The 13977-nt window shown below is 33.3% G+C and carries 10 protein-coding genes; 2 read left to right on the top strand and 8 right to left on the bottom strand.

Features of this window, described 5'->3' with window-relative positions:
• The 4 genes from H510_RS0106650 to H510_RS0106635 all read right to left on the bottom strand — a co-directional run bounded on the left by H510_RS0106650 (position 1) and on the right by H510_RS0106635 (position 4482).
• Positions 1–1002 carry a polysaccharide deacetylase family protein gene (locus H510_RS0106650; protein WP_026903609.1) on the bottom strand — a complete coding sequence of 334 codons (1002 nt, stop codon included), beginning with the start codon at positions 1000–1002 and terminating at the stop codon, positions 1–3.
• Positions 1003–1063: 61 nt separating this feature from the next.
• Complete coding sequence (locus H510_RS0106645) at positions 1064–1909, bottom strand: energy transducer TonB (protein WP_026903608.1); 846 nt, start codon at positions 1907–1909, stop codon at positions 1064–1066.
• A 117-nt stretch (positions 1910–2026) separates the two neighbouring features.
• Positions 2027–3073 (bottom strand): outer membrane beta-barrel protein, encoded by a 1047-nt coding sequence (locus tag H510_RS0106640; protein WP_026903607.1) that lies wholly within the window; start codon positions 3071–3073, stop codon positions 2027–2029.
• A 95-nt stretch (positions 3074–3168) separates the two neighbouring features.
• Positions 3169–4482, bottom strand: a complete 1314-nt coding sequence (locus H510_RS0106635) for an ammonium transporter (protein ID WP_051291093.1) — start codon at positions 4480–4482, stop codon at positions 3169–3171.
• 503 nt (positions 4483–4985) lie between these two features.
• Between H510_RS0106635 and H510_RS0106630 the strand changes: the two genes are divergently transcribed.
• Positions 4986–7160, top strand: coding sequence for a glutamine synthetase III family protein (locus H510_RS0106630; RefSeq protein ID WP_026903605.1), 2175 nt, complete (start codon positions 4986–4988; stop codon positions 7158–7160).
• Positions 7161–7410: 250 nt separating this feature from the next.
• Positions 7411–8589 carry an AIR synthase related protein gene (locus tag H510_RS0106625; protein WP_026903604.1) on the top strand — a complete coding sequence of 393 codons (1179 nt, stop codon included), beginning with the start codon at positions 7411–7413 and terminating at the stop codon, positions 8587–8589.
• Positions 8590–8689: 100 nt separating this feature from the next.
• Here H510_RS0106625 and H510_RS0106620 read toward each other — a convergent pair whose 3' ends face one another.
• The 4 genes from H510_RS0106620 to H510_RS19860 form a co-directional block, all read right to left on the bottom strand.
• Complete coding sequence (locus tag H510_RS0106620; protein WP_026903603.1) at positions 8690–9397, bottom strand: hypothetical protein; 708 nt, start codon at positions 9395–9397, stop codon at positions 8690–8692.
• Between the two features lie 429 nt (positions 9398–9826).
• Entirely contained in the window at positions 9827–11995 is a 2169-nt protein-coding gene (locus H510_RS0106615; protein WP_036692177.1) for a S46 family peptidase, read from the bottom strand.
• Positions 11996–12122: 127 nt separating this feature from the next.
• The gene (locus tag H510_RS0106610) at positions 12123–13643 is read right to left on the bottom strand and encodes a DUF4394 domain-containing protein (RefSeq protein WP_026903601.1); all 1521 of its coding nucleotides are present in this window, start codon (positions 13641–13643) and stop codon (positions 12123–12125) included.
• A gap of 223 nt (positions 13644–13866) precedes the next feature.
• On the bottom strand, positions 13867–13977 hold a 111-nt coding region (locus H510_RS19860; protein WP_155977872.1), incomplete at its 5' end, for a transposase.

The following is a 13977-nucleotide window of genomic DNA, read 5'->3' as shown; positions in this document are numbered from 1 at the left end:
TCATCGTACAACAAAATTACTATTGTTTAACTTTCTTATTAAGAATTTCAAGTGGCAAATCTTAATAATTGATTCTGCATTTAAGTAATAATGCTCAAACGGTATTCTGTGGAAATTAGAAAAAATTTTATCTTCTTTAAATCCACTTGTTCCAAAACTATAATTTTGTATTAAATCTTTATGGTTAAAATAATCTAAAGTAACATTATTGTCTGAAAAAGGAAATGCAAATAATCTATTCTCAATATCAAATTGATTGATTAAATATTCCAAGCTACAATTTGTTTGTCGAATTTGCTCTTCCAAAGCTATATCCGAATACTTAGGATGATCTAAACTATGAGCTCCTATGGTAAAACCCTTACTAATAAGCCAGTGTACATCATCAATAGAAAGAAATGGCGACTCTTTTTCCAAATACTCCTCAAAAGAAACATTTAATAATCCACCAATTTCATCCAATACATCTGTATCATTGTAGTTAAGATTTAATAATTGTCTCTGAACAGAACTACCGTCGATAGGAGACAAACAAGATTTTATTTTATTTAAAATAGAATCAGAAAAATCAAATCGCTTCAAGGCATCTATAATTAATGAAACCTTGAAACGATAAAACAAAGATTTGTTATCAAGAAAACTTGGGTTTATAAAAAAAGTAGCATGAATTCCTTGCTCCAAAAGAATTGGAGCTATTATCGTTCTTACCTCCCTAAGCCCATCATCAAAACTTAAGTGAAATACTGGTCTACTAAATTTATGACCATCTTTAGTTGAATTGATAATTTCTTTAATATCTACAGATTGATAGTTTCTCAGAAAAAAATCTAAATCTCTTCTGAATTCTGCTATAGTTTTAACTTTATATAAATTCTCTATGTGAGGAAGTCTCCTATCACTTACAGTATGGTAAAGGGGTAGTATAATTTTATGACTTGATAAGCTCTTTAAAACCTCAAAGCTTATCAAGTTTAAAAAGAATCTGATGAAATAATTTGACATTTAAAGATTCTTAATTAGTAATTCAAGAATCTTTAAAAGTAATAAATAAATTAAAATATCATCAATCCAACCTAAAAACAATAGGAATCACATAAGAAACCCTCACCGCTTTACCATTTTGCTTACCAGGCTTCCATAATGGAGATTTTTTTATCACTCGTATTGCTTCTTCATCACAGCCGGCGCCTATACCTCTTAAAACTTTAATATTGGTAATTTCTCCGTTTCTTTCTACCACAAAAGATACAGTAACACGCCCTTGTATTTCATTTTCTCTAGCTACAGCAGGATATTGTAAGTTTCTATTTAAATACTTAGCCCAAGCTGTCATTCCTCCAGGAAACTCTGGCATTTCTTCTGCAGAAACTAAATATTCATTTCCTGAGTCTGTAGTTGTACCTGCATCTAAAGTACCATTTGTACCCTCTGTATGAGTAGCATTTAATCCTCCAGCTTCACCAGCTTTATCTACAGAACTTATAATGCCTGTTTCTAATTCCTCTAAAGTAGGTGCTTCTTTCGCAACTAAATCATCGGGGGTTGGTTTAAAAGAAGTATACTTAATTTCTTTTTGTGCAGCTTCTTTTGGGGTAGTTACTTGCGTACCTGCTTTAGCAGAATTTAAAGTTTTTGGAGGAAGTTCTATTTTATGAACGCGATAAAGCTTCTCATCATCTTTCTTAGGAATATCATTTGGTGAAACATCTACCGTTGTTTGCTTATAAAAATAATACGCAGATGGACCAATAATGAGCGCAGCAAAGCCGAATGAAGCTATAAATAATGCCTTAGCTAGGTAGTTACCAGAATTCTTTCTGAGCTCATAAGCTCCGTAAACTTGGTTTCTGCCATCAAAAATAAGATTAAGCCACTCAATCTTATTTAAATTAAATTTTGAGTATAACATAAAGAGTAGAATTGTTTTACTAAAAATATAAAATATTAATCAGAAAATCCAAATAAAATGCAAAAAAAATCGCCCCTGTTTTCACAGAGACGACTTTCAGAATTAATTATGAAGTGATTAAAATGCGTACACTACAGCTAAAGAAAATTGTGATGCAGATTTAGTACCTGTTAAACCATCACTTTTTAAGAATTGCTCATTACTTGCATTGTCTAATCTAAACTCTGGGATGAAAGTTAAACCACCATGTTTAAGATTAGCAGTTAAAGTTAATGCTGTTGTAGACTCGTCAGCAGATGCTCCAAATAAAGCTGTTGCATTTTCTTTGGCTTTGAAATATTCGCCTCTTAAACCTAAAGCAAAACCATCAGTAATAGCTACAGAAGGGTATAAAGCTACACCTGTGTAACCTTCATCGTCATTAATACCAGACCAATCAGCTGCATTTAAACCCAATTTAAATTTATCAGTGATTTGGTAAGCAGTTGTCAAATCTAAAATGGTTCCGCTTTGTGAACCTGATAACACATTTAAGTAAGCGCTCCATCCTTCAACAGGAGATAATGATAGTTGAGCACCAAAAGTGTTTACACCAAAAGATGGATTAGCTTGAAAGGTATTCCAAGAATCATTGAATAATCCTACCATTACCCCAACTTTATCTGATATAGCATAATTAGCTTTGATACCCGCATTTTGGAAAGGACCGTTAGTGAATAAATAAGAAGTAGAATAATTAAAATTTCCTACTGGAGATATTACTTCATAACCCACAAAAGTACCCATGAAACCTGCTGTCATGCTAAATTTATCTGTAAAAGCGTAGGTAGCATATAAATTTTGAATGTGGAATGTATTAGACCCATCATTTGCATCTCCCGTTAAAATTGATTGATACTGACCTCTAGGACCAAAAGAAACCTCACCTACAAATGATGCTTTACCAGTGGTTTTCTTTAAAGCAATATCAATCATACCTAAAGAAACAGAGTTTTGATCTGAGGCAAAGCTAGTACCAATATTTGCTTGCTTTGCGAAATCATATTTGTAATAAGCATCAACAGAACCAGAAATTTCTAAAGCGCTTGTTGCTGTGCTATCTTGTGCATGTGCAGTATATAAACCCGCTGCTAATAATAGTGATAATAAGGATAATTTTTTCATGTTTGTTTGTTGTTTAGTTTAAGTTGTTTTTATTGTTGTTTAAAATGAAGCCGGGTTAATAAAGAGAGAATAATAACCCGACTTCAATATTTTAATTATTTTGAAGTGGTGTAAGCATCTATACCGTGTTCGTATTTATCTAAACCTTCAATTTCTTCTTGCTCAGAAACTCTGATACCCATAGTGTATTTTAAGGCTGTAAAAATTATAAAAGACCCTCCGAATGCTGCTGCACCATAAACGGCTATTCCTTTGATTTGAGCAACTACATCCATACCTTCTCCAAAAATACCTGTAGCTAGAGTGGCCCATATACCACATACCAAGTGTACTGGTACTGCACCCACCACATCATCAAGTTTTAGTGCATCTAATGCTTTAACAGCTAGTACAACTAATAATCCTGCTATTAAACCGATAATGATGGCCTCCATAGGAGTTACAACATCAGCTCCTGCGGTAATACCAACCAATCCAGCAAGAATACCGTTAAGCACCATTCCATAATCATAAGTTTTATTTAAAATCAGTGCTAGGATGAATGCTCCCATAGCACCAGCACACGCACCTAAAGTTGTGTTTACCAATACTAATGAAGTCATTCCAGGATCTGATGATAAAACAGAACCACCATTAAAACCAAACCATCCTAACCAAAGGATAAATACACCTATAGTACCTAAGGCCATGTTAGAAGCAGGGAAAGTATGAACCTTACCGTCTACAAATTTCCCTTTTCTGGCACCTAATAAAATAATACCTGCTAAGGCTCCCCAACCACCTACTGAGTGTACTAAAGTAGAACCAGCAAAATCATGGAAACCCCAAGATGCAACTACACCAGCACCCCAGTGCCAGCTACCCATAATTGGGTAAATAACACCAACAAATACAACAGTAAAGATTAAATAAGCACTAAACTTGATACGCTCAGCAACAGCTCCTGAAACGATAGTTGCAGTGGTAGCGGCAAACATTGCCTGGAAAAGGAAATCAGTATAATAAGTATAACCTCCACTAGCCGCATAAGCTGAAGTATTTCCGTTCTCTGGTAATACTAAACTCCAACCTGCAAAACCAAACCAACCCGGTGTATCACCAAAACCAGGGTACATTAAGTTGAATCCCATTAAGGCATACATTAAAATACCCAAAACAGGAGTAATAGCATTTTTAAACAGAATGTTAACTGTATTTTTAGTTTGAGAGAAACCCGCTTCTACACTCGCAAAGCCTAAGTTCATGATAAATACCAATGCTGTACATACCATCATCCAGATGTTACTCGCATTTAAAAAAGCTTCTTTAGCAGCATCCACCGTTTCGGCAGCCTGCATCATGAGTAAGTTAGGTGTTAAACTCACCAACTCGGTCAAACTACTACTGATTTGAATAAAAGTGTTGTTCATGTTTGATTAATTTAGTTTAGGATTTGTATTTAATAATTAATTATATAATTGAATTTTAATTTTTGAATTATCAATTATCTAAAAGTTTATTTAAAAATTCATCACTTTTGACACTGCTAAATTGTATATTTTATAATTTAATACAAAATTTTTGAAAATATTTCTATTTTTTTAGTATAATTTTAAATAAAGACATATAATTTAAGGTGATATTGAGTTTTTTTTAAATAAAAAACCGAAATTTTATATTTTCTCTAAAGTAAATCAATTACCAACATCATATTTTTAAGAAGCTTTTGAGAAAAAAACTCTTAAAAACGTCAGATAAGACTCAAAAAAATGAAGGCAAAACAAAAAATATCAATGGAAAAATGGTATTTTCAATAAAAAGCACAAATTCTTGACATATTTTTTTAATTTTTTATTGCGAATTGGGAAAAACACCGTACTTTTAGCCAAAATTTAATCAAAAACATAATTTATTCATTAAAATAACCTAAGCAATGTCAACAATCAGGTTTCAAGCTTTACAAACTGTTTTAACCAGAACTATTCCTGAGGTAAAACAACCATCATCTAAAATCTCTGATTTTTATGGTTCAAAAGTTTTCGATAAGAAGAAAATGCAGGATTATCTCCCTAAAGAAACTTTTAAGGCAGTACTTGCTTCTATTGAGAGCGGTTCTCCTATAAGTAGAGAAATTGCAGATCAAATTTCTTCAGCTATGAAAGCTTGGGCCATGAGTAAAGGTGTTACACACTATACTCACTGGTTTCAACCTTTAACCGGAACTACTGCAGAAAAACATGATTCTTTCTTTGAACCGGCATCAGACGGTCAAGCTATTGAAAGATTTGCTGGTGATGCTTTAGTACAACAAGAACCAGATGCTTCCAGTTTCCCTAATGGTGGTATTCGTAGTACTTTTGAAGCTCGTGGTTATACTGCTTGGGATCCATCTTCTCCAGCATTCATTTTTGGTAAAACTTTATGTATACCAACAGTATTTGTTTCTTATACTGGCGAAGCTTTAGATTATAAAGCTCCTTTATTAAAAGCATTATCTGTAATGGATAAAGCTGCTACAGAAGTTTGCCACTATTTTGATAAAAGCATCGAAAAAGTAAATGCTTCTTTAGGTATAGAACAAGAATACTTCTTAGTTGATTTAGCATTATTTAATGCAAGACCAGATTTATTCTTAACCGGAAGAGCTTTATTTGGACACGCATCAGCTAAAGGACAACAATTAGAGGATCATTACTTTGGTTCTATCCCTGAAAGAGTGTTAGCTTACATGCAAGATTTTGAAACTGAAGCGTTACAATTAGGTATTCCTTTGAAAACTCGTCATAACGAGGTTGCTCCATCTCAATTTGAGTGCGCTCCTATTTATGAAGAGATAAACTTAGCTATTGACCATAACCAATTATTAATGGATTTAATGGAAAAAGTAGCTAAGAGACATCATTTCAAAGTTTTATTACACGAGAAACCTTATGCTGGTATTAATGGTTCTGGTAAACATAATAACTGGTCTTTAATTACTAACACTGGTAAAAACTTACTTGCTCCTGGTAAAACTCCTAAAAATAACTTGATGTTCTTAACATTCTTTGTGAATACCATCAAAGCTGTTTATGAGCATGCAGATTTATTAAGAGCATCAATCGCATCGGTAAGTAACGACCACCGTTTAGGTGCTAACGAAGCTCCACCAGCAATTATCTCTATTTTCTTAGGCGAGCAGTTAAATGATGTTCTTGATGAAATCGAAACTTCAAGAATTTCTAAAAAAGCAAAAGAAGATTCTGCTATGTGGCACAGTATTCCAAAAATCCCTCAGATTCTTTTGGATAATACAGACCGTAACCGTACTTCTCCTTTCGCCTTCACAGGAAATAAATTTGAGCTTAGAGCTGTAGGTTCTTCTGCAAACTCTTCTAGCCCAATGACTGTGTTAAATATGATTGTTGCTGATCAATTAATCAAGTTTAAAGCAGATGTTGATAAATTAATCAAAAAAGGAGACAAAAAAGATGTTGCTATCTTAACTATCCTTAAAAAATACATCAAAGAATCTAAAAATATTCGTTTTGAAGGTAATGGATATAGTGATGAGTGGGCTGCTGAAGCAGAAAAACGTGGCTTAAATAACATCAAAACTACGCCTAAAGCTTTAGACGCATTAGTTTCTGAAAAAACAGAGAAAATTTTTGAGGAAACTGGCGTATTTACAAAAAGAGAAGCTCATGCAAGACACGAAATCTTATTGGAAGCTTATTACAAAAAACTTCAAATCGAAGCTCGCGTAATTGGTGAACTGGTAACTAACGTAATTCTTCCTGCTGCTGTTAAATATCAAACAGAATTGATTACTAACGTAAAAGGACTGAAAGATCTAGGATTAGCTAAAGATACTTATGCTTCTCAATTAGAAATTATTGAGCGTTTATCAAAACATATCAACTTCATTAAATCTAACGTGGAGCAAATGGTTGAAGAGCGTAAAAAAGCTAACGTTCTTGAAGATAGCCGTGAAAAAGCTATTGCCTACGACGAGAAAGTTAAATCTTACTTTGAGCCAATCAGATATCACATTGATAAATTAGAACTATTAGTTGATGATACTTTATGGCCTCTACCGAAATTCAGAGAGCTATTGTTTATCAAATAAGCAGAAAGCCTAAAGCACAAAGCTAAAGGCTTAAAGCAAAAATAAAAGCGTATCTATATTTCTGGATACGCTTTTATTTTTTTTTCAAAAATCGATCTCTTCTTATAATGAAATTTCAGCTTTTGGCCTTTTGCTTTAAGCTCAGATACATCCCTTAGAGATAATCCTTAAGGTAAATTATTTACATAAGTCATTCTTTTTACTTCCTACTTTCTACTTTCTACTTTCTACTTTATTATCTTTGCAAACCATGAGTGATAATAGATACAATCAAAGAGGCGTTTCTGCCGGTAAAGAGGACGTACATAACGCAATAAAAAATATAGATAAAGGAATTTTCCCACAAGCTTTTTGCAAAATCATTCCTGATATTTTAGGTGATGATGATGCTTATTGCAATATTATGCATGCCGATGGTGCCGGAACAAAATCTTCTCTAGCTTATATCTATTGGAAAGAAACCGGAGACTTATCTGTATGGAAAGGTATAGCACAAGACGCTATCATCATGAACTTGGATGATTTACTTTGCGTTGGCGCAACTGATAAAATTCTATTATCATCAACCATAGGAAGAAATAAAAACTTAATCCCAGGTGAAGTTATTGCCGAAATTATCAATGGTACCGAGGAAATCTTAGCTGATTTACGCTCTATGGGTGTAAATATCTACTCAACTGGCGGAGAAACAGCTGATGTTGGGGATATTGTTAGAACCATCATTGTAGACTCTACCGTTACATGCAGAATGAAACGTTCTGATGTTATTTCTAACCATACCATAAAAGCTGGTGATGTAATTGTTGGTTTAGCTTCAGATGGACAAGCCAATTACGAAAGCTTTTATAATGGAGGCATGGGATCTAATGGTCTTACTTCTGCCAGACATGATGTTTTTCATAAGTATATAGCAGAAAAATATCCAGAAAGTTATGACCCAGCAGTTCCTTATGATTTATTATTCTCGGGCAGTAAAAAATTAACCGATGAAATTAAAGTTGATGATACTACCACTTTAACCGCCGGAAAATTAGTTTTATCTCCAACAAGAACTTATGCCCCTATCATCAAGCAAATATTAGACAAATACAGAAGTCAAATAAACGGCATGGTACATTGTAGTGGAGGCGCACAAACAAAGGTGCTCCATTTTATAGAAAACCTACATGTGATAAAAGATAATTTATTCCCTACCCCTACTTTATTTAAATTGATACAAGAACAATCTGGTACAGACTGGAAAGAAATGTATAAAGTTTTCAATATGGGACATCGTATGGAATTGTATGTAGATGAAAATATCGCTCAAGATATTATAGCAATATCAACATCTTTTGGTGTTAAAGCACAAATTATAGGAAGAGTAGAGGTATCGGATAAGAAGCAAGTAACTGTTAAGAGTGAATACGGTACATTTATTTATCATTAACCTGCTAGCTAAATAACAGTATATAAATTAATTCTAAAAACTTTATTTAGCCTATAATGAATTGAACAGGTAGATGATCTAATCCTCATATACCATTATATTAAGATTTATGACCTGCTAGAGCAATCTCTATAAATTTAGTTTTATCTTCATTAATGATAAACTGCTTATGCATCCCTTCTACTTTTAAGCACAGTAAATAATTTGCGGAATGTAATAGTGGTTGTGTAAAATTCCATCCATTAAACTCTTCATCAAGATTAAATGTATTGGAAGTTTCTGCCACAACCTCATAAGTGTCCTTATCGCTGATAAACTGAATAAGTAATACAGTATATTTTAAACTATCCAAATACTTATTTAGCTTAAATAAATCTTCTTTTTGAGGCAAATAAGGAAACTTTAAAATAAAAGAATCGTCCACTATTCTTACATGATAAACAATTTGTAATCTTTTAGTTTGGCTTTTAATAGGCTCATCCATCAATTTAAAATGATTTAACCATTTTAAATTTACCATAGAATCATGCTTTAAACTTTTCATTAATGCACTATTTATACGGTAATGCAAGGTTCTTCTAAGTTTCTTTTCTATAATAGCATACAAAGCCAATCTTATTTTTCGGCTTTCTGCACTGGCAATTTCTAATTTTTGCTGATTTAGTTTGCAAACGGTATTAAGAACAGAACCCTTTTTTCTCTTCCTACGGTATAAAATGCCTTTCTCAGTATTTACTGCTACATAGTCATCAGGATTTGCACCGTGGGGAATGGGCCTAATAACAGGTATTTGTTTAATTATTGCCATAAATAGATTATTTTAGTAGATTTATACTGTTAAAACAGCTTAAGCAATTTAACATTTTAATATACCTTTTCAAAACCCAAACCTAGTTATAGCAACCTTATAGAAAGGTTATAGCAACATTACAGCAACCTTATAGCAAGTATTAGTTATAGGTAGACTATGGCTTAGAGCCAACTGAATACAGTAAAATAGTAGCTTAAGTTTAATATCCTCAGAGTTTAATGCTACAACACTTCATATCATCAAAAATTAATACTATCCAATTTTGTGTATACTAAATGATTTACATTTAATCTATTTAAATTGACCCTTTGTATTAAAAATACTAAAATTATTAAACCATTCATTTGAAGCGCTATTCAAAAAAAATGTCTTCTACGTTTGTAAAACAAACATAGAAGACAGTAGGATAAAAGGATATAAGGAATACTATTTAGTCCTAATATCTAATTCATCAATGATATTTTTTGCACCGCCAAGTACATCAATACACCATAAAACAAATCTTACATCCACATTTATGGTACGTTTATAGTTTTTGTCAAAAGCGATATCGCCACTCATAGCTTCCCAATTACCATCAAATGCTAATCCAATAAGCTCTCCCTTACCATTAATTACCGGAGAACCCGAGTTACCACCAGTTATGTCATTATTACTAATAAAACCAACTGTTAAAGATCCGTTTTTACCATATCTTCCAAAGTTCTTAGCATTGTAAGCATCTATTAAATTCTGTGGTAAATCAAACTCATCATCGCCAGGAACGTACTTTTGCATCATCCCATCAATAGAAGTTGTGGTTTGATATAAGATACCATCCTTAGGAGAATAATTTTGGACATTACCATAAGAAATCCTCATGGTTGAGTTTGCATCAGGGAACATGAGTTTACCTTCATTTTTCTTTAATAGGGCTTGAATATACAAATGATCTAGTTTCGCTTTACTTTCTTCAAACTCAGTAATGATACTTCCGAAATTAGTTTTAATATATTCTGATGGAATTAAATTTTTCGCATATTGATATCCTGGATCTTTCTCTAAAGCTTTTAAATCTGGATTATTTAAAAAAGCTCTTAAAGATTCTGGTTTAACAATCAAAGATTTTTCCCAAACCTCGTTAGCAAACTTCTTAAACGTAGCTTCTGGTGAGCCATCCCAATATTTCTCTACAATTAATGTGATAAATTGTGGATGCTGATTTTTTGGAACATCGGTATAAAAAGCGTTCAATATTTGTGCAAATATCTTCTTATCAGCAGATTCGTTATAAACTGCTTCATAAGCGGTCACAGTCTCCTCTACCCTATCTTTGATACTCTTTAAAGCTTCTGGATTATTTTTTGCTCTTTCTAAAGCATTAACAATTGGAGCTAATTGCATACCTATTTTCACCCATTCTGAAGCCATAAAACCTTCATTAATAAAAGTTCTATGTACAGCATAGGCTTCATACGCTTTATAAATGTCGCTATACTTTTGCATTAAAGAAGCGTATTCTGGTGTATTTGCTGCCCAAGTAGTAAAATTAGCTTCTTCTTGTTGTTTCTTATCGTAAATTTTTAACCTTTTTAACTGCTCTGTTTGGCCAATAAAATATTTCCAATAATTGGCAATACGAGCATATTGAGAAGAAATTTTTAGTCTAAAAGCTACATCCTTGTCCATTTCTTCTTTCCATGCTTTTAAGCGTATATCTCTTAATTTTACTATTTCAGGAGAAACATATTCGGTAGCGAGTTTTACGCCATGAGATGTTAAAAATCTGTCTGTTCTTCCAGGGAAACCATAAACCATAGCAAAATCACCATTTTCTATACCTTTAATGGAGATAGGTAGATATTTTTTAGGTGTATATGGTTTGTTATCGACAGCATAAGCTGCTGGTTTATTATCCTTATCTGCATAAACTCTAAAAACTGAAAAATCTCCTGTATGACGTGGCCATTCCCAGTTATCTGTATCGCCGCCAAATTTGCCAATAGATTGCGGTGGAGTACCCACCAATCTGATATCATTAAATTTCTCAAAAATGTAAAGAAAATACTGGTTGCCTTTATAAAAATCTCTGACAAATGCTTCATAATTGGTTCCTTTAGTAGCTTCTGCCGCTAAACTTTTACCCACTTCCATAATTTTTGCAGCTTTTTCTTTATCAGACAAGCCCTTAGTCGCATCCATTACCTTTTGGGTAACGTCTTCCATTTTCACTAAAAAGTTCACAAAAAGACCTGGGATTGGTTTCTCTTCACCATAGTTTTTAGCATAAAAACCATTATCCAGAATATTATCTTGTGGTGTAGATTTTGAAGTGATGGCATCGTAACCGCAATGGTGATTGGTAAATATCAACCCGTTTTTAGAAACAATTTCTCCGGTACAAAAACCTCCAAAGGAAACAATCGCATCTTTTAAACTGGCTTTATTTATACTATATAGGTCCTCAGGTGTTAATTTAAAACCCTGTTTTTTCATCTGATCATAATTTTTACCAATCAGCATCGGAATCCACATCCCTTCATCAGCTTTAGCTAGATTACCCAGAAGTAATAAAAAAGCAAGCGATAAAACTGCAAATAATTTGATTTTCTTCATTTTAATAGTGTTATGATTCAAAATTAACGTTAAAAACAAGATTGTGTTTTTTTTCATGCAATTGTTACAAAACAAAAAAGCCATCAGAATAATATCCTGATGGCCAACCATTAAATTAAAATAAAAGCTAGAATCCTAAACCTAAAGCAAAACCACGTACTTGTTTAGGAAAATCAGCAATCGCAGTTGCGGTTCCGCTGTTTAAGTTTATCAAATAAAGCTTAGTTACATTACTTGATGTTAGTATAGCGTATCCTACACCAGATGTTCCACCAATATCAAACCCGTTAGCGGCGTCAACATTTACACCCAAGCCAGTACCAACACCCACCAAAGTACCATCATTTGGCGGAATTTGTGTGAATAACCTGTCACTATTAACATCAATATCAAATAACACTGTACTGGTAGCCCCAGCAAAATTATTGGTATAGGCCGCAGCACTTACTGTTGGAGTTCCTGGATTAAGCGCACCATCTGTTGCAGCTAAAGCTCCATCATTAGGATTAAGGCGTAAGTTTTGTCCGGTATTACTTACTACTCTTATTCTATCTACCGTTGGATTAAAATCAAAACCAAAAGATGTTCCTGATAAGTAAGGTAATAAAGGTGGCAAACCAACTGCAGCAGCAGCTCCACTTGCCAGATTGATGGTATATAACCTACTTCCACTACTTAAAGCATATAACTGTCCATTAACCGGACGAAAATCTATTCCTACAATATTTTCTCCATTGCCCAAGCCTGTTATAGCCTTGGTGATTACGTTTGGATTAGCTGGATTAAAAATCAGAAGGTTATTTGTATCATCAACCGCATAAGCAACAGGCTCTGTAGGTATAGCAATGCCTACAGCATTATTGGCTAAATTTCCAAGATTAATTGTTGTACCTGTATTTACATCAACCTGATAAAGGGTAGTACTAGAACCATTGGCTATGCTTGCCAAAGCAATTCCTTCTGGCGAAATATCGAAACCAGAATTTCCTGAAGAAGCTGGAATACCTAAAGACCCTACTTCAACTAAAGTACCATCATTAGGAGGATCTTGCTTATATAATTTCTGAGTCACTACATCTATATTAAATAAAGTGGTTGAAGTAGCCCCAGCTTTATTATTCGTGTAGGCAGATGATGAAATAGCTACACCATTTATACCATTGATATTACCATCTACCGCTGCAACTACTCCAGTTTCTGGATGTAAACGTAAATTCTGCCCGGTGGAAGTTACCAACCTAATTCTATCTACAGTTGGGTTAAAATCAAAACCTATTACATTACCTGCTATTGCGGGAGAGAAAGCACCAGCTCCAATAGCTGTTGCGGTACCTGTATTTAAATTAATAGCATAAATTCTGCTAGAACTACCCAAACCATAAAGCTGACCAGTTGCAGGTCTAAAATCTATAGCTAAAATAGTTTCTGAAGCTTGTAAACCAGAAATTGTTAGGGTATTGCCAACAGGCATTTGGGTATTATTGGCATTATATTGTACCAATTGGTTATTGCTGCTTAAAGCGTAAAAAAATACATCTGGCTTTCTGATACCATCATCATCTTTTTTACAGGCAGCAAATAGCGTAGCTATAATTAAAAAGCAAAGTAGTTTAAGCTTAGCTGTTGGATAGTTAACTGTTGTTGTCATAATAGTTCTTTTAAGGTTATTTACTAATTTTTAGAACTATTTACGAGGTTATAATGAATATGGATTTTTTTAAAATAAAAAAGAGGCTGTCTCAGAAATAAACTGAGGCAGCTTTTTTATTTTCCATCAAATTTGTCAAGTATTTTTTGTTTAGGCTTATTACTTAGATATGTAATGGCTCAATAGAGAAGCTAAAGCCTTAAAATGGGAGAAAACAGCTTTTCTAAGCTGCTTTTTTTCTTAAGTTATGAGCAATAGCGATTAAACCCCATTCTATTTCCACTTTTTTCTTACCTCTGAGCATAAATCTCTTAAAGCCATGATTATGCTTGAT

Source organism: Pedobacter glucosidilyticus DSM 23534 (assembly GCF_000425145.1).
In the GTDB taxonomy this organism is placed as follows: domain Bacteria; phylum Bacteroidota; class Bacteroidia; order Sphingobacteriales; family Sphingobacteriaceae; genus Pseudopedobacter; species Pseudopedobacter glucosidilyticus.
Note: the sequence above shows the minus strand (reverse complement) of the source record. Positions and strands in the feature narration are given on the sequence as shown.